General features: G+C 69.0%; 20 protein-coding genes and 1 tRNA gene. 11 read left to right on the top strand and 10 right to left on the bottom strand.

Annotated elements, in window-relative coordinates:
- Nucleotides 1-97: 97 nt before the first annotated feature.
- Nucleotides 98-400, bottom strand: a complete 303-nt coding sequence (locus GUI43_RS11795) for a hypothetical protein (protein WP_112586319.1) — start codon at nucleotides 398-400, stop codon at nucleotides 98-100.
- Nucleotides 401-611: 211 nt separating this feature from the next.
- Here GUI43_RS11795 and GUI43_RS11790 point away from each other — a divergent pair.
- Nucleotides 612-686 (top strand) — tRNA-Lys (locus tag GUI43_RS11790).
- A gap of 337 nt (nucleotides 687-1,023) precedes the next feature.
- Here GUI43_RS11790 and GUI43_RS11780 read toward each other — a convergent pair.
- Both GUI43_RS11780 and GUI43_RS11775 read right to left on the bottom strand, forming a co-directional pair.
- Nucleotides 1,024-1,908 carry a DUF1963 domain-containing protein gene (locus tag GUI43_RS11780; RefSeq protein ID WP_112698794.1) on the bottom strand — a complete coding sequence of 295 codons (885 nt, stop codon included), beginning with the start codon at nucleotides 1,906-1,908 and terminating at the stop codon, nucleotides 1,024-1,026.
- A gap of 475 nt (nucleotides 1,909-2,383) precedes the next feature.
- On the bottom strand, nucleotides 2,384-3,109 hold the full coding sequence (locus tag GUI43_RS11775) for a DUF4839 domain-containing protein (RefSeq protein WP_112698793.1): 726 nt from the start codon (nucleotides 3,107-3,109) through the stop codon (nucleotides 2,384-2,386).
- 186 nt (nucleotides 3,110-3,295) lie between these two features.
- On the opposite strand from GUI43_RS11775, the gene GUI43_RS11770 reads away from it, so the two are divergent.
- The 4 genes from GUI43_RS11770 to GUI43_RS11755 all read left to right on the top strand — a co-directional run bounded on the left by GUI43_RS11770 (nucleotide 3,296) and on the right by GUI43_RS11755 (nucleotide 9,071).
- Nucleotides 3,296-4,198, top strand: a complete 903-nt coding sequence (locus GUI43_RS11770) for an SdrD B-like domain-containing protein (protein ID WP_112603291.1) — start codon at nucleotides 3,296-3,298, stop codon at nucleotides 4,196-4,198.
- Between the two features lie 205 nt (nucleotides 4,199-4,403).
- A complete protein-coding gene (locus GUI43_RS11765; RefSeq protein ID WP_112586309.1) occupies nucleotides 4,404-5,174 on the top strand; it encodes an IclR family transcriptional regulator in 771 nt (256 codons plus the stop codon).
- Between the two features lie 433 nt (nucleotides 5,175-5,607).
- Nucleotides 5,608-7,038: an extracellular solute-binding protein gene (locus GUI43_RS11760; protein ID WP_112698820.1), complete on the top strand. Its 1,431-nt coding sequence runs from the start codon at nucleotides 5,608-5,610 to the stop codon at nucleotides 7,036-7,038.
- Between the two features lie 125 nt (nucleotides 7,039-7,163).
- A complete protein-coding gene (locus GUI43_RS11755) occupies nucleotides 7,164-9,071 on the top strand; it encodes an ABC transporter permease (RefSeq protein WP_249037719.1) in 1,908 nt (635 codons plus the stop codon).
- A gap of 100 nt (nucleotides 9,072-9,171) precedes the next feature.
- Here the strand turns inward: GUI43_RS11755 and GUI43_RS11750 are convergent, their stop codons facing one another.
- Complete coding sequence (locus tag GUI43_RS11750; protein ID WP_225855398.1) at nucleotides 9,172-9,816, bottom strand: TetR/AcrR family transcriptional regulator; 645 nt, start codon at nucleotides 9,814-9,816, stop codon at nucleotides 9,172-9,174.
- A 56-nt stretch (nucleotides 9,817-9,872) separates the two neighbouring features.
- On the opposite strand from GUI43_RS11750, the gene GUI43_RS11745 reads away from it, so the two are divergent.
- The 3 genes from GUI43_RS11745 (at nucleotide 9,873) to GUI43_RS11735 (ending at nucleotide 11,529) form a co-directional block, all read left to right on the top strand.
- Nucleotides 9,873-10,166, top strand: coding sequence for a hypothetical protein (locus GUI43_RS11745; protein ID WP_112586303.1), 294 nt, complete (start codon nucleotides 9,873-9,875; stop codon nucleotides 10,164-10,166).
- Complete coding sequence (locus tag GUI43_RS11740; protein ID WP_112586301.1) at nucleotides 10,166-11,029, top strand: methyltransferase domain-containing protein; 864 nt, start codon at nucleotides 10,166-10,168, stop codon at nucleotides 11,027-11,029. Before GUI43_RS11745 ends, GUI43_RS11740 begins: the two co-directional genes overlap by 1 nt.
- Before the next feature lie 95 nt (nucleotides 11,030-11,124).
- Nucleotides 11,125-11,529, top strand: a complete 405-nt coding sequence (locus GUI43_RS11735; protein ID WP_146758853.1) for a hypothetical protein — start codon at nucleotides 11,125-11,127, stop codon at nucleotides 11,527-11,529.
- A gap of 9 nt (nucleotides 11,530-11,538) precedes the next feature.
- On the opposite strand, the gene GUI43_RS11730 is transcribed toward GUI43_RS11735, so the two are convergent.
- Together GUI43_RS11730 and GUI43_RS11725 are read right to left on the bottom strand one after the other, a co-directional pair.
- Nucleotides 11,539-12,483 carry a GNAT family N-acetyltransferase gene (locus GUI43_RS11730; protein WP_112698791.1) on the bottom strand — a complete coding sequence of 315 codons (945 nt, stop codon included), beginning with the start codon at nucleotides 12,481-12,483 and terminating at the stop codon, nucleotides 11,539-11,541.
- Nucleotides 12,480-13,091 (bottom strand): dihydrofolate reductase family protein, encoded by a 612-nt coding sequence (locus tag GUI43_RS11725; RefSeq protein WP_112586295.1) that lies wholly within the window; start codon nucleotides 13,089-13,091, stop codon nucleotides 12,480-12,482. Before GUI43_RS11725 ends, GUI43_RS11730 begins: the two co-directional genes overlap by 4 nt.
- A gap of 137 nt (nucleotides 13,092-13,228) precedes the next feature.
- Between GUI43_RS11725 and GUI43_RS11720 the strand changes: the two genes are divergently transcribed.
- A complete protein-coding gene (locus GUI43_RS11720) occupies nucleotides 13,229-14,110 on the top strand; it encodes a LysR family transcriptional regulator (RefSeq protein ID WP_112698819.1) in 882 nt (293 codons plus the stop codon).
- Between the two features lie 73 nt (nucleotides 14,111-14,183).
- The gene (locus GUI43_RS11715; RefSeq protein ID WP_112586291.1) at nucleotides 14,184-15,365 is read left to right on the top strand and encodes a low temperature requirement protein A; all 1,182 of its coding nucleotides are present in this window, start codon (nucleotides 14,184-14,186) and stop codon (nucleotides 15,363-15,365) included.
- Nucleotides 15,366-15,395: 30 nt separating this feature from the next.
- Here GUI43_RS11715 and GUI43_RS11710 read toward each other — a convergent pair whose 3' ends face one another.
- The 3 genes from GUI43_RS11710 to GUI43_RS11700 all read right to left on the bottom strand — a co-directional run bounded on the left by GUI43_RS11710 (nucleotide 15,396) and on the right by GUI43_RS11700 (nucleotide 18,344).
- Nucleotides 15,396-16,292: a helix-turn-helix domain-containing GNAT family N-acetyltransferase gene (locus tag GUI43_RS11710; protein WP_112698790.1), complete on the bottom strand. Its 897-nt coding sequence runs from the start codon at nucleotides 16,290-16,292 to the stop codon at nucleotides 15,396-15,398.
- Between the two features lie 27 nt (nucleotides 16,293-16,319).
- Nucleotides 16,320-17,480, bottom strand: a complete 1,161-nt coding sequence (locus tag GUI43_RS11705; protein WP_112698789.1) for a low temperature requirement protein A — start codon at nucleotides 17,478-17,480, stop codon at nucleotides 16,320-16,322.
- A 75-nt stretch (nucleotides 17,481-17,555) separates the two neighbouring features.
- Nucleotides 17,556-18,344: an SAM-dependent methyltransferase gene (locus GUI43_RS11700; RefSeq protein WP_112698788.1), complete on the bottom strand. Its 789-nt coding sequence runs from the start codon at nucleotides 18,342-18,344 to the stop codon at nucleotides 17,556-17,558.
- A 145-nt stretch (nucleotides 18,345-18,489) separates the two neighbouring features.
- Between GUI43_RS11700 and GUI43_RS11695 the strand changes: the two genes are divergently transcribed.
- Nucleotides 18,490-18,954, top strand: a complete 465-nt coding sequence (locus GUI43_RS11695) for a DUF8243 domain-containing protein (protein ID WP_112586282.1) — start codon at nucleotides 18,490-18,492, stop codon at nucleotides 18,952-18,954.
- Nucleotides 18,955-19,012: 58 nt separating this feature from the next.
- On the opposite strand, the gene GUI43_RS11690 is transcribed toward GUI43_RS11695, so the two are convergent.
- Nucleotides 19,013-21,412: a glycoside hydrolase family 65 protein gene (locus GUI43_RS11690; RefSeq protein ID WP_112698787.1), complete on the bottom strand. Its 2,400-nt coding sequence runs from the start codon at nucleotides 21,410-21,412 to the stop codon at nucleotides 19,013-19,015.
- Nucleotides 21,413-21,502 lie beyond the last annotated feature (90 nt).

Raw genomic sequence — 21,502 nt, 5'->3', positions numbered from 1 at the left:
GGGGGCCTGCGGCGCGCGCGGCTTGATCCACTCGACTTCCTGAAAGTCGCGGCATCCGCGCGCGCAGAACACCCCGACTTCCGGGATCCCGAGTCGATCAAGGGCGAGGAGACTCCCGTACCCAGCCGTGCTTCTCCTTGCCCCGCCTACCGGCGGTGGCGGCCAGGCAGCGTGGACAGATCCAGCCCACGGCGTCCGCCTCAGTGAGCACGTCGGTACCCGAGTAGTCGAAGCGCACATGCGGGAAGCGACGCAGTCGGGTCCGGCTCAGTGCCAGGCCACAGACCGTCTGATTCTGGCCGGGCAACCAGGCGTGCACCTCGCCACCCGGTTGGCGTACGCCATCGCGCCCGGCCTCCTCCCCGGAGGCCGCCACGGCAGGCAATCGGCTCGATCCCATGCCGGTCCTGGTTCCCCACCGACACACACCCATGCACCACAGCGCGAGGTCGCTTGGTTCACGTCCGATCACCGACCCAGCGCCCCGCACCCTCGACCGTGCCGCCGACAAGTGATGATCACGTGAGGGGGCAGCCGGCCGGCCGCAGCCATCGACGGCGGGCCGGAAGCCGAGAGCCGTCGCCGCTCACCGTCGGGTAACCTGAGCGCGCGGGCCGCTAGCTCAATGGCAGAGCTGTGGACTTTTAATCCATAGGTTCAGGGTTCGAGTCCCTGGCGGCCCACCACAGACCCCTCTGAGCTGCAGAAACCCTAACGGAAGATCATCCGGCACACCCGGGGCACAACTCAGATCGGATATTGGCCGGCGGAAGGTTCCCGGTTGGCGTGCCTCAGCGCCTTCTGCACCTCTTGGGGCTCGACACCGTTGCGCATCAAACGTCGTGGCGAAGAAGTGGCGCAGGGAGTGGAAGGTGCCGTCCTTCTGCCATCCGGCGTGAGCAGTCAGGTGAAGCAGCGAAGCCACCCGAGTGAAGCCAGCGGCCGGGCTGCCGGCGATGTCGGGCTTCACTTGATCCGTTGCACATCAGCTTCACTTGACGGGGGACAGCCGCCGCCGGTGTTCTATGGGACCAACTCAGCCACGGAAAGTGCCTCGTCCAGCCGACTAGCGGCCAGGTCGTCGTGGCGGATCACGAAACTCCCGTCGCTCCGGTAATAAAGCTCGTTGTCTACGGAAAAGCGGGCGAGCGACAGCCACTCACTCGTCAGCCGGCGTGTCTCCTTCTCCACATGGGAATACCATTTCGCGACCGGGATGACGATCTCGCCGGTCTTCTCGCGCCACGCGAGGGTCTGCTCCGCAATACTCTTGATTACTTCCTCGTCGGCATACCCGCCGATATAGGCGCTGATGTACCCGTTGTCAGGCGGCCAGAGTTTGTCGACCAGAGCACAGAGTTCGTCAAGGTGCGGCAGGTCACGCTCGAGGTCACGGGCCAACTGCTGCTGGAAGGGCGACAGGTCGTCCTCGTCCTCCTCGTCCTCGTCGTCCCTCCCGAACCAATCGGGGAACTCAGCGCGCAGCGTGGCGCCGACGTCGTACTGCTCGCCGACGAACTCGTCGTCGGTGGATCCTGTCGCCAGCTCGGTATCGGTACCGGCCGGCACATACACGACTCGCCCGAACCTTCGCTCCCCGGTGGCAGCGGCCTGCTCGTGGTCCAGGAAGAACAGCAGCGAGCCGTCTGCCGGCAGGCCGAAGCCGTCGATTCTTGGCAGCGCCGCACAGTCGACCGAGAAGATGAACGGCAACGGACTGACCCCGTCGGACGGCCAGTCCATGCCCACCGGCAGCCGGGGCAACCCACCGAACTGCCCGACCGGAACACCGCCGGATCCCCCGCTCAACCGGATCGACAAACGGAGGTGCTGGATGAACCGGCTGACCTCGTCGTCCGGGATGCCCAACGCGAGCGCTGCACGATGAAACTGCCCCTGATGATCCATAGCGCAACATGGTGCCACGAAGACAACACCAGAGGGCGAGCCCGGCGACCGGGTGCCCCACGGCCCGCACGCGCTGTCGTCGGCATCGCTGCCGCCAGCGAAGTGGACGCTCCTATGGCCTCAGTCCCAGTCACCTCGGCAAGATCCCCGGGCACAAGTGCCCGATCCCCGCAGCACGAGAGGGATTCAGGGTTCGGGTCCCTGGCGGCCCACTCTTATGCAGGTCAGCGGCCCATTGTGGGGCCGCTATTGCCGTGATCGGGGCCAGAACTGGGCGTGCCGAAGATCTGCATCGCCACCAGGGGGTGAACGTCCAGGTCGGCCAGGACTGAGGCGCAGGTTCGACGGCCGCCGGTTGCGGGACCGACGCTGCGACGCAGCCGGAGTTCGGCGGATCAAGGTCCGGCCGTGACATGTCCGCCTAGATGATCACCGGGCAAACTGGTCCGGTAGTGACGCGGCTGGCCCATCTTGACTACCGGACTTCCGTCGAGACCGGGTCGAGGAGGAAGAGGCACTGGGCGGTTTTGAACTCGCCTATCTCGGCGACGAAGCGGAACTTGTCGCCTACGCCAACGGTGGCGGGGATCTGCTTGCCGGTTAGTTTCAGGTCAAGGATGTTGACGTCCTCGTACTTGAAGGCCGGGCCGGTCGTCGTGTTCGGGCCCTTGTCGCCTGGGCCCAGGAGGAAGTCGTAGCGGGTGTCGTAGTCACCGTGCGGTGCCATGTTCACGATCGAGCCGTTGAACGCGACCGTCTTGCCCTCGTACCTGGTCGCGAAGGCCACGTTCGCGTCGTCGCAATCGTCCGCCTTCAGCAGCGCGGCGAACTCCGGATTGTTCTGCGGCGTGATCACCTCAGTGGCAGCCGACTCGACAGCGGTCGGAGCCGGCGTAGCAGACGGTTTCTCGCTCACAGCAGCCGTCGACTTGTCTGACTCGTGCTTCTTTTCGTCTTCGCCGCCGAGTGCCGAGGCGGCGCCGATGACGACGGCCAGGATCACGAGGACGGCGGCCGCCGCGCCGATCTGGAGCCACGGCTGCGGCTTCTTTGGCCGACGGAAGTTGACGGTGGAGCGAAGCGTGCCTGGTGCTTGTTGCACGAGCTCCCAGCCATCCTTCTGCATCTTCGAGATGACCCAGCCGTCGGTGCCGCGAACTGGCCGTACGGTCTTGTACTCGTACTTGATCTCGTCGGCCATGCGGCTCCGCGCCCCCTAAATGGACTGCTCACACCAACTGCCTGGCGCAGCATAGGGGACAGGCACAACTGACACCGGCTCTGTGTAACGCCGGGCTGATCGACGACGCCGGATGAGTGGAGATCTTGATCTCCAGTCCGGCCTTCACCGTCCTGGGAGGGCCGTCACCCGCGACGTGAGGAACCTATGCGCCCTCGTTCCCTTTCCCGCTCGATCCGACGTACCTTCTCCACCTCGCTGGCCACCCTCGCCCTCGTCGGGGGCGCGGCGGCACTTGCTCCGGCCGACGCGGTGGCGGCCGGGCGACTCCAGCCCGATCTGGTCGTCGATCTGATGATGACCGACGTGCTGAATCCGGCGGAGGGCGAGACCTTCTCCGCCGAGATCGACATCCGGAACTACGGCACCGGAGCGTCGGACCCGATCAGCGTCACTGTCGCGGTGCCCGCGGGGCTCAGGACAACGACCCCGTCGGTCGGTGCCCCTGGCTGGACCTGCACGGCAGTGAGCACGACGAGCTACACGTGCTCGTATCCGCAATTGGCGGCCGGTGGTCGGGCGAGCCGGCTGTTCGTGCCGTTCGTCGTGGCCGGCGCGACACCGGGCAGCAGGGTGCCCATCACCACGAGCATCACCCCGCAACGCCGCGAGACGAACACCGACAACAACACCGAATCCGTCACGGTGGCGATCTCGGGCACGTGCGTCATCCGCGGCAGTGTGTGGCACGACCTTGACCGGGATGGGCAGCGCGAGGCGGATGAGCCGGCCATCGCCGGTGGCCCGGACGGCGTGTTGGAGGTGAGTCTGTCGAGTCCGCAGCGACAGGCGATTGGCGGTGGCTCGGCCACCGTCAACCCGGACGGAACCTGGTCGATCACCGCCCGCACCGAGCTGCTGTACGAGGTCCGGCTGGAAGCAGCCGCCACGTACGGCCGGAGTGTCGCAGACGTGGGTGACGACGCCACGGACTCGGACATCGTGAGGTCGTACCAGTTCGAGCCGACCCTGCTGGTCGCCAGCGCCGAATTCCAGGCCGTGCACGGCGGAGAGTACGTGGTCGACGCCGGCCTGGTCAGCCAGAGCTGAGCCCTTCGCCGCCCGTCCGAGATGTTTCGGGCGGGCGGCGATCCGGACAGATGGCAGCGGCTGCCGATCGCCGCGCCGTCCAGACGGCTCCCATCGACGACGAGTTCGGCACCTGGCGCCGGGAGCCGACGTAGATATCCTCTTCAGGTGCTGGCCCGCGTGAAGATCGTTGACACGGGTCCGGCACTGCGAAGGGACTATCGACATGCCCCGTGTGGTACCGGCGGTCATCCGCGCCCTCGACGTCCTCGAACTGTTCCTGGACTGCCCCCAGCTGTCGGCCCGCCAGGTGATGGAGCGACTCGACCTGCCGCGCACGACTGTCCACGAGTTGCTCGTGACGCTCGAGGCTCGCGCGTACCTGATCTCCATACCGGGTCAGCCTGTGCAGTATCGGCTCGGCATGCCGCTGTTCCAGCTGGGCGCGGCGTTCGCGGGCCGGCTTGATCTGGTACGCGAGGCGCAGGGCGTCGCGCGGGACATGGCCGCCGCGTGCGACGAGGCGGTTCATGTGGCGGTGCTCGACGGCGCCGATGTCATCTATCTCGTCAAGTTCGACAGCACCCACCCCGTTCGGATGGTTTCCGGGGTCGGGCTGCGGCTGCCCGCTCACTGCACGGCCGTCGGCAAGGTACTGCTGTCGGCTCTCGGCCAGGCGGACCTGGACGCCGTCCTGCTGAAGGGCCCTCTGCCGGGCATGACGCCGGACAGCATCACCGACCCGGATCTTCTTCGTGAGCATCTGAACCGTGTCCGGGTGGAGGGTGTCGCTGTCGACATCGGTGAGTCGGACACCGCGATGCGCTGTGTCGCTGCGGGGATCCGGGACCATACCGGCACCATCATCGCTGGGATGAGTCTGTCCGCACCGATCATTCGTTGGACGCCTCAGGTGCAGGTGGAGTGGACCGGGCTGGTTCGCGAGGGAGCGGCTGTGCTGTCGACTCGAATGGGTTACCGGGCGCAACCTCGGTAGGCACCCTCCCGCTTTCGGTCGAAACAACATCGAAACATTGACATTGCTCATGGCACTGCCCTAGCGTCGCGACCACTCGATACGGTATATCGAACCTAGTTCGAAATCTCGAACGGCGGTGGTCCTGTGACCCGACCGAACTGGAACGCCAGCGCTGCTGCCTCGGCCCGGTCGCCGATCGCCCCACCTCGTCGCGCTACCCGGAGAGCGCCATCCGACATGTCTCGGGTGGCTTCGACGAAGCGCGCGTGAGCGGACGTCCCACGATGACGGGCGGGCCCGCTCACCAGCGCAGGAACCCACGAAGGCACTGATCTCGACGGGCGTCCCTCGGTGGTCGCCGGCAGAAACCAACTGCAACACAACCATCGCGGTGTTCGCCGGCTAGGCCTTCGGCGTGCAGCCGTGCGCAGGAAAAAGGAGGCGGGTGTCCATGGAGGACAAGTCGGGGTGGTCACGGCGCGGCTTTCTGGGGATGGGGGTGGGGGTGCTCGGCGCGGCCGGTCTGGCCGCGTGTGGGGACGGTTCCGAATCGCCCACCAGGGTGCAGGCGGAAGTTCCGCAGGAGCTGATCGACGCCGCGGCGGCGATGAAGGGCTCCTCGATGGGCATGCTGTCGCAGAAGCTGTACTCGACGACGGCGAACGAAGCCCTCGACAGCTCGATCAGGAAGTTCGCCGACACCACCGGAACGAAGATCGAGAACAGTCTGGTCCAGGCCGACGCCGGTGACGTGGTGGCCAAGATCGACGCGGAGGTCAAGGGCGGGGTGGCCCGTGACCTGGCGTTCATGACCGACTCGCGGTTCGTCGCGCAGTTCCAGGCGCTGGGCGACCTGGAGGACGTGACGGACGTCGTCAAGGCGCTGACCGCCAAGTACGGCGAACCCTGCGCCGAGGCCAAGAACTTCTGCGTCTTCGACGGCAAGTGGTTCGCCATCCCGTACCACTTCATCGGGATCGGGTCGTTCCTGCGCAAGGACTGGATGCAGGACAAGGGCATCACCCCCAAGGACATCTACAGCTGGGAGGAGCTGCGGGACCTGTGCCTGGAGATCTCCGATCCGGCCAAGCGCCGTTTCGGCTGGGGCATGACGGTGAACCGGTCCGGTGACGGCAACGGAATGATCGAGGCGCTGATCAACGCCTACGGCGGGTCGATCGCCGCGAACGACGGCCGGAAGGTCACCTTCAACTCACCGGAAACGGTGCAGGCGGTGACCTTCCTCGGCGACATCTACACCAACCCCAAGTACAAGCGGATGTTGCCGCCGGGAATCGCCAGCTGGACCGACACCAGCAACAACGAGAACTGGCTCGCCGGGATCCTCGGTTACACCCGCAACCAGTTCAGCGTCTACGCGGACTCCAGGACCAAGAAGAACCCGGTGCACGCGAACACCCACGTGTTCTCCGACTGCATCGGACCGGCGACCGACAACCCGCTGCTGCTCGGCCAGTCGCAGGGCTTCGTCGTCTTCAAGGGCGCCAAGAACCCCGCGCTCGCCAAGCTCCTGGCCCAGTACCTGGTCAGCGCGCCCGCGCTGCTCGGGGTCGCGAAGGAAGCACCCGGCCTGGTGATGCCCGCCTGGGAGAAGGTCTGGGACGCCGACCCGTTCTTCACCAGCGGCGACCCGGCGTTCCCCATGCTGCGCAAGATCACCGAATTGAAGCTGCCGCTGAACACGAAGAACGGCCTGGCCTTCCCGCAGAAGGCCAGCGCGGGCCAGCAGGCGGTGGGGTCGGCCTACGTCCTCACCGACATGATGCAGCAGGTCGTCCAGGGAACGGCGCCGGCGCAGGCCGTGACGGCCGCCCACGCGAAGATGGTGCAGATCTTCAACCAGCAGGGGCTGCCGCAGTGAGCTCGGTCCGTCCTGCGCGGGTCCCGACGGCGAGGAAATCCCCGCCGTCGGGACCTGGCTCCCTCACCGCGGTCCAGCGGCGGCTGGGTCGTGACTGGCGACTCGCGGCACTGTTCCTGGCGCCGATGGCCGTGCTGGTCGGCGGGCTCGTTCTCGTGCCGATCGCCCGATCGATCATCACCAGCACCACCGAACGGCACGGGCAGGACAGCGTCTTCGTCGGCCTGGACAACTACCTCGCGCTCGTCGGCGACGACCAGTTCCACACCGGCGTGGTGAACTCGTTCGTCTTCACCGCGTACGCCGAGGTTTTCAAGGTCGTGCTGGGGTTGGCCGCGGCCCTGCTGCTGCACCATCGCCGCCGCGGGCGGGCCGTGCTGGCCGGGCTGCTCCTGGTGCCGTGGGTGGTGCCGACGGTGGTGACGGCGTTCAGCTGGCGTGCGCTACTCGACCCGATCTTCGGCAGCGTCAACACGCTGCTCACCGCCACCGGAATCGGGCCGCTGCTGGCCAGCGCCCACCTGGTCGACAGCTGGCCCGCGGGCTGGCTGTCCGACCCGTCGCTGGCCATGCCCTCGGTGATCCTCGTCAACGTCTGGAAGGGGGTGCCGTTCTTCACCGTCTGTTTCCTCGCGGGGTTGAAGGCCATCCCGGCGGACCTCTACGAGGCGGCGACCATCGACGGCGCCTCGGCGTGGCAGCGGTTCAGAAGCGTGACGCTGCCCGGACTACGCCACGTGATCACCGTGACGGTGACCCTGTCGTCGATCTGGACGTTCAACAACTTCGACCTGGTCTGGTTGCTGACGCAGGGCGGCCCGGGCGACGTGACAGCGCCGTACGTGCTCATCGCCTACTCGAAGGCCATCCTGCAGCTTCAGTACGGCGCGGGCGCGGCGGTCACGCTCGTCATGCTGCCGATCATCGGCGGGCTGGTGTTCGTGCTGGTCCGGTTGTTGCGCCAGGACACCAACATCAGACTGCCCCGGCGACGTCGGACAGCGCGGTGGATCGGGGCACGGCGGTGGGCAGCGACGGCGCGGAAGGCGCTGCCGTGGGTCGTCGCCGCGCTGGTCACCGGCCTGCTGGCCTGGGCGTCTCCGCAGATCTTCTGGAAGGCTGCGGTGGTCCTCGGTGTGATCCTGCTGATCGCGGCGGGGGTCGGCCGGGTGGTCTCGACCCTTCAGTCCCGAGGTGGTCGCCGTTCGTCCTCGGTGGTGTCGGGCCTGGGTTCCTGGGCCGCGCTGGCCGGCCTGCTCTTCTTCGTGCTGGGCCCGCTGTACTGGATCGCCGTCACGGCCTTCAAGTCCGAGGGCCAGGTCGTCATGCGTACCGACGACCTGTGGCCGACGCCGTGGACGCTTGAGCAGTTCGGCGCCCTGTTCGACAACCAGCCGTTCGGTCGCTGGTATCTCAACACCCTGCTGGTGTCCGCGGCGTCGACAGCTGTGGCACTGGTCTGCGCCGCTCTTGCGGGGTACGCGCTGGCCCGGCTGCGGTTCCGCGGGGCGCAGGGCTTCACCGTCACGGTGCTGCTCACCTACGTGATGCCGGGCGCGCTGCTGTTCATCCCGCTGTACCAGATGCTCATCGGCGCCCGGCTCACCGACTCGTTGTGGTCCCTGGTGGTGACGTACCCGACCTTCACGCTGCCGTTCGCCACCTGGCTGCTGGTGGGGTACTTCTCGTCGATCCCCATCGAGTTGGAGGAGGCCGCGCTGGTCGACGGTTGCAGCCGCATCCAGGCGTTCGGCCGGGTGGTGCTGCCGCTGGCCAAGCCAGGGCTGCTGGCGGTCGCGCTCTTCACCCTGACCAACGCCTGGAACGAGTTCCTCTTCGCCTTCGTGTTCATCACGAAGGACGAGTACAAGACGCTTCCGGTGGGGATGCAATCGATGATCGCCGGAGACGTCGTGCCGCAAGGACAACTCGCCGCGGCGTCGCTGCTCGTCAGCATCCCCGTGGTGATCATGTACGCCCTCGGGCAGCGCTTCCTGACCGAGGGGCTCACCGCGGGCGCGGTGAAGGGCTGATCGGGCCGTTAAAACGATGGCCCCACCGGCAACGCGTTCCAGCCGCCGCATCTCGATCAGCGCTGCTCTCTCGAGATGCGGCGGCGGACCGGACCATCCGCTAGTCGGTGCTGACGAGTAGGGCGCCACTCACGGTGTCCACATACCAGCGCTGGTACTGCTCCAGCCGCCACCCGCGTTGCCGAACGAGCCAGTCGAAGTTGCGGACGTCCTGAGCCAACCAGAGGATGTCGGCCACCTGCTCGACGTCCAGGTCAGGGCGAAGGCCGCCCGTGCCGACGAGTTCCGCGGCGAACATGGCCATTCCGCGGCGACGGTCGTCGATGTTCTTGCGCCAGATCTCGGCGGCGTCCGGGTCGGCCGTGGCGGCTCCGGCCAGCGCGAGCATCACCTGGGCCTGCCGGGCGTTCACCTCGGTCAGGTGCTGGGCGTAGCGCACGAGCTTGGCGCGGGGGTCGGCGAGCGCGCGGATCTCGGCGACGAAGGGCCGGTCCGGCAGAGCCACCGGTTCGTCGTCGCCGGCCAGGGTGACGTCGACCAGTTGGGACAGCAGTTGCCGCTTGCTGCCGAACACCGCGTACAGGGTCTGGACAGCGACGCCGGCCTCCACTGCGACAGCGGTCAGCGGCGTAGCCGCATAACCGGGGTCGACGAACAGCCGGCCAGCCGCTTCGAGGATTGCCCGCCGGGTCTGTCGAGCCTGCTCCTGTCGGCGGGAAGAGTCGTAACGCCTCTTGACAACCACCCGTCGAGTGTAGTGCTCTATTCGATAGAGCTTAACTCTATCGAGAGGTGGCGGCCATGCCGTTCGGTGTGTTGCAGGAGATGCCCGGCGTCAGCGAAGCGGAATACCGGCAGGTCGAACGGCACCTCGGCCCCGACCGGCCGCTGGGCCTCGTCGCCCATGTCGCAGGGCCGACCGAGGACGGCTGGCGGATCATCAACATCTGGCAGGACGAAGCAGCGTTCCGCCGGTTCCAGTCCGAGCGACTGGTCCGGGCTGCGGGCCTGGCGGCACAGGAGGACGGCTTCGACCCGACGAAGGCAGCCCACTTCCGCTCGATGAGCGTCGACGGCACCGAGATGCCGTTCTGATGGCCGACACCGCCAGCCTGCGTTCCCGCAACGCTGCTTTCTGGGCGGGGGCAGCAACTGGCTGGATTCGCCACGCCGACAGACAGGACGAGGTCGGTCGGCCGCTGGGCGCACCGGCGATGGATCGACTGGCCGCACGGCCGGGCGAGCGGATCCTCGACGTGGGCTGCGGCTGCGGCGGCACCACCGCCGAGCTGGCCACGGCCGTCGGCGAGACCGGCGCAGCCGTGGGTGTCGACCTCGCTGAGGCGATGGTGACCACCGCCCGGCAACGGTTCCGTCCGGACCGGTACCCGGGCATCCAGTTCCACGTGGCCGACATCGAGACTGTCGATGTCCTACCGGGTGGCCCATTCGACGCGGCGTTCTCACGAATGACCCTGATGCTGCTGGCGGATCCGGTCGCCGGCTGCGCCACGATCCGGCGATCGCTGCGAACGGGCGGACGCCTCGCGGCGACAGTTTTTCGCGACGGAAGCGTCAACCCGTGGCTGTCCGCGGCGATGCTGGGCGCGGCACCGCACCTCGGGCCCCTGCCTCCGCTACCGATAGGTGACGAGCCTGGTCCACACTCCTTCGCCGACCCCGCGCGCCTCGCCCGAGTCCTCACCAGCGCCGGCTTCACCGCCGTCACGATCAGCGAGTGCGATGTCGCCCTGGAGGCTCCAGACGACGCCGACGCGGTAGCCGAATGGCTCATCGAGGTCGGCCCCGCCGGTGCCGCGTACCGAATTTCTGCACCGGACAGGCAGGCTTCAGCCCGAGCCGGGGCCGTCCGGCTGCTTGACCGGTTTCGTGGACCCGGCGGCGGCCACCGGCTGCCCGCCGGCCTCTGGCTCGTCACCGCGACAGCGGCGGCCTGACCGCCGTCGCCCGCACAGCTCAGCGACGGCCAGCCAGCCGCTTCGGCCCGTTCACGGGTCATCCACAATCAGCACCCACGTCAGGAAAACGCTTGATGAGAACGATCCGAACGCTCGCGCCGGCCCTCTGCCTCGTGCTGGCTCTGACGGCGTGTACCGACGCCGACGCGCCCTCGCCCACCGGGGCCGCGGCGCCGGGCACCCCCACCGTGACCAACGCCGCGACCGACCCAGTCCGTGCGGCTCCGACCAACGGCTCCGCCCCTGCGTCGGCGGAGGAGGTGTGTGCCTACCTGGATGGCCAGTTGCCGACGCTGAAGGGGATCGGGTCCGAGACGGGCGCGATGGCCAACCTTACGGTGAACCTCTATTCCTGGTACGAGAAGCAGGGTCCCGTGCCGACCGGCCGCCAGATCGACGACCAGACCCGGCTGGAATGCCCGGCGACCCGGACCGAGGTGCTGAAACTCGCCGGCATGGAGAGCTTCGAACGGCTGTAGCCGCCGCGGCTACCAGGCCATGTTGATGGCGCGCTCGAAGTTGACGTAGCCGGCCCGGGCGAAGGCGTTCGCCATCGGGGCATTGCCCAGGTCGGTGGCGGCGCGGATGCGTGGCACGTCCTCCTCGGCCAGGATCCGGGTGCCCTCGGCGAGGAGGCCGTCGACATACCCCCGACCCCGGTGCTCCGGGACGACGCCGAGGTAGGCGATCACCGGGTGGTAGGCGTTGCGGGCCGGGACGACGAACCCGACGGGCTCGCCGTCCTCGCCCAACGTGCCGATGCGCCACCACTCACGAGGGCTGGAGTACGTGGCGAACTCCTGTTCGTAGTGCTTGACCGCGGCCTCGTGCGGGGACATCTGCGCCAGGTCGCCACGACTGTGCGCGTCCAGGGTCCCGTCCAGGGTGCGGGTCATCAACGCGATCAGCTCGTCGGTGTCGCCGACCGGGCGGAAGGCCAGGCGTCGGTCGGGCGTCGGTACGCCTGCCGCCGGGTTCCACTCCAGGCGGAGCCGTTCGACAGTCAGGTGCGCGCCGGTGTTCTCCAGCACGCCTATCCTCAGTCGCACCGCCCGGTACGCGTCCGGGTCCTCTCGCCAGTCCGCCGGAATGAAGCGGCCGTATTCGGGAGGGACCGCGCCGGGTGCCAGGACCTGCTTCGCGGCCGTCTCGTACAACGCCTGTGCCACCTCGGTCAGGTCCTCGGCGGTGTCGTCGATGTCGAGGATGTCCAGCAGTAGCGGAGTGTCGTCGCCGCTGCGGCCCCACCAGGCGACCCTTGCCAGCAGTCGGTCGCCGCGCACTGCCACCCACATCCACTCCGGTCGGCGGCGCTTGTCGGCAAGGTCGTCGTCGAGCTCGTGATTGATGGTGTACGGCAGACGGTTGAACAGGGCGATCTCGTCCGGCCCGGTGATGGGACGGATCGTGACGGTGTCATGGGACGTGCTCATGCGGGCTCGTTTCCGGTCTGTGTGCGCGTGTAGGTGAGGAAGAGAGCGCCACTGTCCAGAACGGTGTGGTCGGTCAGGCGCCAGGTGCGTGGTGTGAAGACGGCGTCGCGGCCGAAGAGCGGGATGCCGGCGCCAATGGTCAACGGGGCAAGCTTGATGATCAGCTGGTCGATCTCGGGGTAGAGGGCACCGGCCAGTGCGCCGCCGCCGATCACCCAGACGTCCTTGCCGTCGTGCCGCTTCAGCTCTCGTACCGTGGCGATCGGGTCTTGGCCGATGACCTCGACGGCCGGGTCCGGGCTGCTGCCCAGCGTGCGGGAGAACACCAGGTGGCGCAGGTGCGGGTACGCGTCGGTCACGCCGGCCTTCAGGCCCACCTCGTACGAGTGGCGCCCTTCCAGCACAGTGTCGAACCGGCTGCCCTGGTCGGTGATGCCGAACGCCTGTCGGGCCGGACCGGGGAGCGTCTCCGGATATTCGCTCACGAGGTGGTGCAGGTAGTCGTCCGGGACGGGCCAGAACCCGCCGGGGCCGGTGGGGTCGGCGCCGTCGGGACCGGCGATGAAGCCGTCCAGGGTGGTGGCGATGTAATACACGAGCTTGCGCACGACGATCTCCTCGTTCAGGCTGCCGGATGCTGTTCGGCGACGACGTCCATCAGCCTGCCCGGCGAGGCACCGGGCTACAAGATCACAACTGGTAACTTGCCATAACCCTTCGCTAATGGGTGGATCGGGAACAGCACATGGAACTCCGTGACATCGAGATCTTTCTGACCCTGGCGGAGGAACTGCACTTCACCCGCACCGCCGAACGGCTGCACGTGACCCAGGCCCGGGTCAGCCAGGCGATCAAGAAGCAGGAACGTCGGATCGGCGCCGCGCTGTTCGAGCGGAACAACAGACAGGTGACGCTCACACCGATCGGGCAACGGCTCTTCGACGACATTCAGCCCATGTACCGAGGTCTGCACGAGGGCATGGACCGGGCCAGGCTCGCCGCCCGCGGCAAGACCGGGGTGCTGCGGGTCGGGTCGATCGCCGTCAACCTCCACGATTTCCGCGAGTTGTTCGACGCGTTCGCGAAGGACCACCCTGAGTGCGAAGTGCAGCTCCGGCATGTCGACTTCGGCGATCCCTTCGGTCGGCTGCGCGCCGGCGACATCGACGTGCAGATCGTGTGGCTGCCCGTCAAGGAGCCGGACCTCACCGTCGGCCCGGTGATCTACACCGAACCCATCGTGCTGGCCGTCGGCGCAACCCACCGGCTGGCCGGCCGCAAATCGGTCTCCTACGAGGACCTGGCGGACGAGACGGTCATGGGCGGGGCCCGGCCGGACTACTGGCGGGAGATCCTGGTGCCCGTACGCACACCCAGCGGACAGTTGATCCCGATCGGCCCGTCGGTCTCCAACTTCCAGGAGATGATCCCGATCCTCGTCACTGGTGAAGCCGTCTCGCCCGTGCACGCCCAGGCCGCCCGCTACTACGCGCGGCCGGACATCGCCTACGTGCCCATCCACGACGCCCCGCCGGGTCGGTGGGGGCTGATCTGGCGTACCGGCAGCGAGACGGAACTCATCCGGTCGTTCGCCAGCGCGGCGCACCACCTCAGCGTCATCGAGTAGCCCGGCTGACTCACCCCTGCCACGTGGTACGAATGCCGCAGAGCGCGCATAACCCCACAGGACGGGCGAGCCGATGACGACGAGTAGTGCGGGCAAGCTGCTGCGGAAGCCCGGGGATCCGCAACGGGCCACCTTCCTGGAGCTCTTCTTCGATCTGGCGTTCGTCTACGTGCTCACCCAGCTCGGGCGGGTGCTCAGCCAGGACCTCACCTGGCGTGGCACCTTCCACACGCTGGTGCTGCTGCTGGCGGTGTGGTGGGTCTGGTGCAGCACGGCGACGGTCCCGGACCGGTTCGACCCGCAGCGGCCGACGATTCAACTGCTGGTCATCGCGACTCTGGTCGGCAGTCTGCTGATGGCCGTCGCGCTACCAGATGCCTTCGGGGCGCAGGGCCTGGTCTTCGCGGGCGCGTACGTCGCCGTCCAGGTCGGTCGCAGCATCGGCCTTCTCATCGCACTGCGGGGCCACGAGCTGCAGCGCGGCGCCCTACGGGTGGTCATCTGGTTCTGCGCATCCGCTGTGCCGTGGATCGCAGGGGCACTGGCGCACGGCACCACTCGGGAGGCACTGTGGGTGCTGGCGGTGGCCATCGACTATCTGGCGGGAAAACTCCGCTACCTGACACCCGGCCTGGGCCGCTCGCCGCCGTCGGAGTTGCCGAGCGCGGCCGAACACCTGGCCGAGCGTCACCGACAGTTCTTCATCATCGCGCTGGGCGAGATGATCCTGGTCTCCGCGTCGACCCTCGGCGGCAGCGGCTTCGCACCCGACCGGACCACGGCGTTCCTGGTGTCGATCGCCGCCACGGTGCTGCTCTGGCGCATCTACATCTACCGTGCCGGGGAGTTGTCGGCGTCAGCCATCGCCAACTCCCGCGATCCAGCCCGCCTTGGACTGTCGGCGTTCTACGCCCACCTGGTCATGGTGGCCGGTGTCGTCGTCGCAGCGGTCGGCGCCGAACTCGTCATCGCCCATCCGTCCGGGCATCCTGAACCGGCCTGGATCGCGATCATCCTCGGCGGACCGGCGCTGTTCCTGGCCGGGCGCTCCCGCTTCGAGTACGTGGTCTTCAGCCGGGTGTCCCGGGACCGGCCGATCGGGCTGCTCGCCCTGGCCGCCCTGACGCCGTTGATGCTCCTCGTACCGCCGATCGTGGCTGCACTCGCCGCCGCCGTGGTCCTGGCCGGGGTCGCCATCTCGGACGCCGGCCATACGCGGGGACGCCCACCTGAGCCACCGTCGCCACCTGGATAGCCAGCCGAGACCGCACCGGACCAAGTTCCGTCACCGTCGCAGCTGCTTCTCGAACCAGTGGTGGGCGTAGCGCTCGGTGTTGTACGCCTCGATCTCCCGGTAACCGGTCGCCCGGTACAGGGCGATCGCCTCGGTGAGGTTGCGGTTGGTGTCCAGCCGGACGGCGGTCGCGCCGCGCTCGGCGGCGTACCGTTCCAACTCGCCCAGCAGCCGCCGCCCCACGCCGAGCCCACGTACGGTGTCGGCCACCCACACGCGTTTGATCTCGGCGGGCGCGTCGGTGTGGAGTTTGACTGCGCCGCAGCCGATCGGTTCGCTGTTGAGGGTGGCGAGCAGGAGCACCCCGTTGGGCGGGACGAGCGCATCGTCGTGGACCCGGTTGCTCAGTTCGGGGTCGAACCCGTCGTCGAATCGTCGCGCGATGTCGCGGGCGTAGGCCCGCAGGCACGCGCGTGCTCGCGGGTCGCCCGGCGGGCATGGCTCGATGACGACCATCGAGCCGATGAGCAGCCGTTCGACCTCGGCCATGGCGGTGACGAGTCGTTCGCGGCGGTGTTCGGTGAGCGGTTCGAGGATCGAGGCGGCCAGATCGTCCGACCGCTGGTCCAGGTCGGCCCACTGGGTCCGGCCGGCGTCGGTGAGGGTGGCGATGCGGACGCGCCCGTCGCCGCCGGTCTCGTCGGTTGGTCCCACAGCGACGAGGCCGTCGTTCTCAAGGGTGCGCAGGAGTCGGCTGAGATATCCGGAGTCCAGGCCGAGCCGGGCCCGCAGCGCGGCGACCTCGGCACCGGCGGGGCCGATCTCCCAGAGCAGCCGGGCCTGCCCCAGCGGGCGTCCCTGGGCCATGTACTCGTCGTCGAGCGCACCCACCCGTTGGGTGACCGTCCGGTTGAACCGCCGCACCGCGGCGATGAGAGCCGAGTCCATATACCTGACTTTAGTCAGGCTTATTGACTACGCGCCAGCTCGGTGGCGGTAGGACCGAATGCCGGCGTGGTCCAGGACGACCACCACGAGCACCACCCCGGTGGCGACCGCGCTGACCACCAACAGCGGCAGCCGCAGCACGGCCGCCGCAGCGGCCAGCACGAACAGGGCGGCGACCCGGGGCCAGGAGAGTCGCCGGTGGATCGCCGCCGAGAAGAGGATCCGCCCGACGAGGAACAGCGTCGGGCCGCTCAGGATGACCAGGACCGCTGTCGTGTCACCGGTCTCCGTGGGGTGGGCGATGCTCAGTTCGGCCCCGACGGCGGTGACCACCAGCCCGGCGATCATCACCAGGTGCAGGTATCCGGTGATGACGCCGAGCCGGGCCGGGTCGGCGCGCTCGATGGCCGGGCCGAGGCGCTGGCCGGCGGGCGTGACGTAGAGCAGACCGATCAGCACCGCGGTGGCGAAGACCAGCAGGAACGCGACAGTCTGCGGGAAGTGAAGGTCGGTGCCGGCGTACGAGAGGCCGGCGACCAGAACGAGTTCGCCGAGCGCAATGATCATGATCTGCTGGTACCGCTCGGCGAAGTGCTCACCGGCCAGGTGCAGTTCCTCCCGCCTGGTCCGGCCCATCCCCGGCGTGGGCCAGCGGAGTCGCGGACCGGTGAGGTCGAGGGCGAGGGCGAGCAGCCAGAGCGGCACCCGCCACTGCGGCAGAAACCCACCGGCGAGCCACGGCACGGCGGAGACGCTGAACCAGCAGAGGATGCGCAGCGTCCGGATCTGCCGCGGGTGACCTCGCAGCCCGACGGCGGTGACCACGCCCCGGGCGATGTGCACCGAGACGTACGCGCCGGCGAAGAGCAGGCCCCGCCCGTCCAGCGCCTGCGGGATCGCCACCCCGGTCAGCAGGCTGCCCAGCGCCGAACCCACCAACAGCCACCGCACCGCCGGGCTCTCCGGGTCGTACCAGTCGGCGAACCAGGTGGTGGGCACCCAGATCCACCAGACTCCGGTCAACAGCACGGCGGTCCGCAGCGCACCGGCCAGGGTGAGGTCGTGCAGCAGGTGGGTGGCCAGCTGACTGAGGGCGAGCACGAACGCCAGATCGAAGAACAGCTCGAGGAACGAGGCGCTCAGCGGCGAGTCACCGCCCCGCAGCAGCCGTTCGGGTCTGCTCGCCATCGGCGCTCCTCCCGCTGGCGCACGCCCTGCGTCCGTCGTACCACCCGACGCCGGCCACCGGAGGCGAAAGCGCTGTCAGCGGCGGACGCCGACCCCCGCGTACCCGTGGGCGTCCACGGTCTCCGGCTCGCCGTCCGGTCGCCACCGGGTGGTGGCGACCAGGCCGGGTTCCACCAGGTCGTACCCGGCGAAGAAGCGTGCCGTCTCGGCGCGCGTGCGGGGCACCAGCGGTGCGCTGCTGTTGCGGTAGACGGCCTGGCCGCGCTCGGCCAGCTCCGGCGAGATGCCGTCCAATGTCAGGTGGGACAGCACCAGGTGACTGCCGGGCACCGTGGCGTCGCGCAGCCGGGCGATCGCCGCCCACGGCTCGTCCTGGTCCGGCACGAAGTGCAGCACCGCGAGGAGCAGCACCGCCACCGGTTGGTCCAGGTCGACGGTGGCCCGCACGTCCGGGTGGGCCAGCAGCTCGTCCGGCCGCCGCAGGTCGCCCTGAACGACAGCGGTGCCGGGTACGCCAGTCAGCAACTGCCGGGCGTACCCGACGGCCACCTCGTCGTAGTCGACGTAGACCACCCGCGCGTCGGGCGCCACGGCCCGCACCACCTCGTGCACGGCGTCCTGGGTGGGCAGCCCGGCGCCGATGTCCAGGAACTGGCGTACGCCCTGCTCCGCGGCGTACCGGACAGCTCGGCGCAGGAAGTGCCGGTTGGTCTGAGCGGCGACCCCGGTCTCCGGGAAGATCTCCAGCACCCGGTCGGCGGCGGCCCGGTCGGCCGGGAAGTTGTGGCTGCCCCCGAGGAAGTAGTCGTACATCCGGGCGACGTTGGGTCTGGTGGTGACGTCAGGTACCGGCTGATCGGTCATGCGGGATCCCTTCGGCGGCGGGCGCGGAACTCGATGTCTAACACCCGCGGCGATGACCCGCTGACCCCTCGTGTCGTTGATCCGGCTGCGCCCATGGTCACTGCTGACCACGGTGGGGGCACCGACTCAACGAGGAGGGACGCCGATGACCGCTCAGCGCGAGACCGTGCAGGTCGACCACGACCTGTTCCGTGCCGTGTACGACTCGCCCGCATCACTGCCCGGCCGACACCGCTGGACCACCCCCGAGTCGGACGTCCGGCGGCTGGAGAAACTGCTCGGCATGCCGGCGCGCAGCATCGGCGCCCCGCTCTGGGTCAGCGGCGACGAACCCGACTGCCCGAAGTGCCGCCGGCGGGTCACCTGGTACGACATCGTCTCGTCGGCGCTCTCCGGCCTGCACGACAAGGCCATGATCGCCACGGTCATCCTGGGCGAGCGCAAGTACGTCAACACCGAGATCCCGGATGCCATCGCCGGGGTGCGCTGCTCCGACTGTCACACAGCGATCGACGGTCTCCGCAGCTTCAAGTGCCACAACTGGGCGTACGCCTTCGAGGCGCTGGAGGCCGTCCGCGAGCGGATGGCCGGCGGTCCCGCCCCGACCTGAGCCAGAGCCCGCGCCGACCTGAGCCGAAGCCGCGGCAGCCTGAGCCGGTCGGGGCGGCTCAGTCAGCTGAGCGGCGGGTGGGGCGGCGGCCGGGCGGGGAGGGCGGCTCCGGGCCGGCGTCGGGCACCGGCGGCATCGGCCGGGTGACCGGCTCGGCGCCGGTGACCCGCAGCGACTCGCCGTGGTGCCACAGCTCGATCTCGGCATCGGGCGCGGCGTCGGGCAGCTCGTAGCGGGCCCCGGCCGGAGTCAACGTGACCCGCAGCCGGTGGCCGCGCCAGCGCAGGCTGAACGCCAACCGGTCGATCCGACGCGGCAGCCGGGGGTCGAAGGAGAGCACCCCCCGGTCGTCGCGCAGCCCACCGAAGCCCTGCACCAGCGCCAGCCACGCGCCGGCCAGCGAGGCCAGGTGCAGCCCGTCGGCGGTCTTGTCGCCCAAGTCCGCCAGGTCCTGAAGGACAGACTCGGCGAACAGGTCGTACGCCAGATCCAGGTGCCCGACCTCGGCGGCCAGCACGGCCTGCGGTGCCGCCGACAGCGACGAGTCGCGGACCGTGCAGGCCTGGTAGTAGGCCAGGTTGCGGGCCTTCTCGTCGGCGGTGAACTCGCCGGGGCAGAGCTGCATGGCCAGCACCAGGTCGGCCTGCTTCACCACCTGCTTGCGGTACAGCTCCAGGTACGGGAAGTGCAGCAGCAGCGGGTAGTCGTCCTCACCGGTGTTCGCGAAGTCCCACTCGGGTTGTTCGGTGAAGCCGGCGGCCTGCTGGTGCACCCCGCGCTCGCGGTCGTACGGGATGGCCATCGCGTCGGCGGCGGCCCGCCAGCCGGCCACCTCGTCGCGGTCCACGCCGAGCCGGCCGGCCAGCTCGGGATGTCCCTCGGCGGCGTCCGCCGCGCCGCGCAGATTGCGCTTCGCCATCAGGTTGGTGAACACGTTGTCGTCGACCAGCGCGGCGTACTCGTCCGGGCCGGTCACCCCGTGCAGGTGGAAGTCGCCCTCGTCCGACCAGTGGCCGAAGCCGTGCCAGAGCCGGGCGGTCTCCACCAGCAGTTCCAGCCCCGCCTCGGCCAGGAACCGCTGGTCGTCCGTTGCCGCCAGGTAGCGCAGCACCGCGTCGGCGATGTCGGCGTTGACGTGCAGCGCAGCGGTGCCCGCCGGCCAGTAGCCGGAGCATTCCCGGCCGCCGATGGTGCGCCACGGGAAGGTCGCGCCGCTCAACCGCAGCTCGGTGGCCCGCTCCCGCGCCTCCGGGAGGTGGGCGTGCCGCCAACTCAACGCCGAACGGGCCACCGCCGGGGCCAGGTAGGTGAGCACCGGCAGGACGTAACTCTCGGTGTCCCAGAGGACGTGCCCGTCGTAGCCGTTGCCGGTCAACCCCTTGGCCGAGATGGTGCGGTCCGAGTCCGGCCGACCGGCCTGGATCAGGTGGAACATCGCGAACCGAACGGCCTGCTGAAGCTCCGGATCGCCGTCGAGCTGCACGTCGGCGACCTGCCAGGCCGCATCCAGGGCGGCGCGCTGGTCGGTGAGCAGGGCGTCGAAGCCGTCCGCGCGCGCCGCGTCCGCCTCGGCGGCGACCAGGGCGGCCAACTCGTCGGCGGGCGTCGCGTCGACCGCCGCCCACTCGTAGGCGGCGAACTTCGTCAGCCGCAACCCCTCCCCCGGCTGCAGGCGACCCTCAACGGTCAGCCGTACCCGGTCCGGGGTGCAGTCACCGCTGGTCGTCACAGTGCCCGGCCCCTCCAGCAGGTGACTGACAGCGACCGCGACGCGCTGACGGCTGCGCTCGGTGCGGTGCACCAACACCCCGTCGAGGCCTGTCGCACGGTACGTCTCGGCGGTCAGCGGGTCGGTGGGCACCGAGGCGGCCCGGGGGTCGTCCGAACGCTCCGGCACCTTCTCGTTGGCCAGCAGGTCCGAGCAGACCCGCAGCTCGACGGCGGCGTCCAGCGGCTCGACCTCGTACCGGACGGCGGCCACCGGACGACGCGGCAGGGACACCAACCGGGTGCTGCGAATGCGTACGCCCCGCCCGGCCGGTGAAATCCACTCGGTCTCCCGGCGCAGCACGCCGGTACGCAGGTCGAGCACCCGTTCGTGGCTGCGCAGCGTCCCGGTCCGGAGGTCCAACGGCTCGTCGTCGACCCAGAGTCGGATCAGCGCGGCGTTCGGTGCGCTGATGACGGTGTCGCTGGCCGGCGGAAACGCGTACCCCTCCTCGGGGTAGCTCAGCTCGCGCCGCTCGTGGAAGCCACTGACGTAACTGCCTGGCATCCCGCACGGGGCACCCTCGTCGAGCACCCCACGCCAGCCGATCCACCCGTTGCCCAACGCGAAGATCGACTCGGTTTCGCCGAGCCGGTCCACGTCGGCCGCCGTACGCCGGATCCGCCAGGTCTCCTCGTCCGCCGTAGCGGCGGTGGACTGCGGTTGATCGGTGGCCGAACCGGTCTGCACGAGGCCTCCTGTCGATGTCGACGTCCTGCGACAGCCAACCAGAGGCGGCTGTGCGAATCCTGGACGAAGGTCTGACAGACCGCCCGACCT

This window comes from Micromonospora noduli (assembly GCF_003264365.1).
Classification (GTDB): Bacteria; Actinomycetota; Actinomycetes; order Mycobacteriales; family Micromonosporaceae; genus Micromonospora; species Micromonospora noduli.
This window is presented reverse-complemented; position numbering and strand designations above follow the sequence as displayed.

Coding starts and splice junctions, on each gene's coding strand:
- GUI43_RS11755 (WP_249037719.1), top strand. CDS start 7,164: ATGGCCGTGCTGGTCGGCGGGCTCGTTCTCGTGCCGATCGCCCGATCG.
- GUI43_RS11780 (WP_112698794.1), bottom strand. CDS start 1,908: ATGGATCATCAGGGGCAGTTTCATCGTGCAGCGCTCGCGTTGGGCATC.
- GUI43_RS11715 (WP_112586291.1), top strand. CDS start 14,184: ATGACGACGAGTAGTGCGGGCAAGCTGCTGCGGAAGCCCGGGGATCCG.
- GUI43_RS11710 (WP_112698790.1), bottom strand. CDS start 16,292: ATGGACTCGGCTCTCATCGCCGCGGTGCGGCGGTTCAACCGGACGGTC.
- GUI43_RS11770 (WP_112603291.1), top strand. CDS start 3,296: ATGCGCCCTCGTTCCCTTTCCCGCTCGATCCGACGTACCTTCTCCACC.
- GUI43_RS11695 (WP_112586282.1), top strand. CDS start 18,490: ATGACCGCTCAGCGCGAGACCGTGCAGGTCGACCACGACCTGTTCCGT.
- GUI43_RS11735 (WP_146758853.1), top strand. CDS start 11,125: ATGAGAACGATCCGAACGCTCGCGCCGGCCCTCTGCCTCGTGCTGGCT.
- GUI43_RS11765 (WP_112586309.1), top strand. CDS start 4,404: ATGCCCCGTGTGGTACCGGCGGTCATCCGCGCCCTCGACGTCCTCGAA.
- GUI43_RS11720 (WP_112698819.1), top strand. CDS start 13,229: ATGGAACTCCGTGACATCGAGATCTTTCTGACCCTGGCGGAGGAACTG.
- GUI43_RS11730 (WP_112698791.1), bottom strand. CDS start 12,483: ATGAGCACGTCCCATGACACCGTCACGATCCGTCCCATCACCGGGCCG.
- GUI43_RS11760 (WP_112698820.1), top strand. CDS start 5,608: ATGGAGGACAAGTCGGGGTGGTCACGGCGCGGCTTTCTGGGGATGGGG.
- GUI43_RS11705 (WP_112698789.1), bottom strand. CDS start 17,480: ATGGCGAGCAGACCCGAACGGCTGCTGCGGGGCGGTGACTCGCCGCTG.
- GUI43_RS11775 (WP_112698793.1), bottom strand. CDS start 3,109: ATGGCCGACGAGATCAAGTACGAGTACAAGACCGTACGGCCAGTTCGC.
- GUI43_RS11700 (WP_112698788.1), bottom strand. CDS start 18,344: ATGACCGATCAGCCGGTACCTGACGTCACCACCAGACCCAACGTCGCC.
- GUI43_RS11745 (WP_112586303.1), top strand. CDS start 9,873: ATGCCGTTCGGTGTGTTGCAGGAGATGCCCGGCGTCAGCGAAGCGGAA.
- GUI43_RS11795 (WP_112586319.1), bottom strand. CDS start 400: ATGGGATCGAGCCGATTGCCTGCCGTGGCGGCCTCCGGGGAGGAGGCC.
- GUI43_RS11740 (WP_112586301.1), top strand. CDS start 10,166: ATGGCCGACACCGCCAGCCTGCGTTCCCGCAACGCTGCTTTCTGGGCG.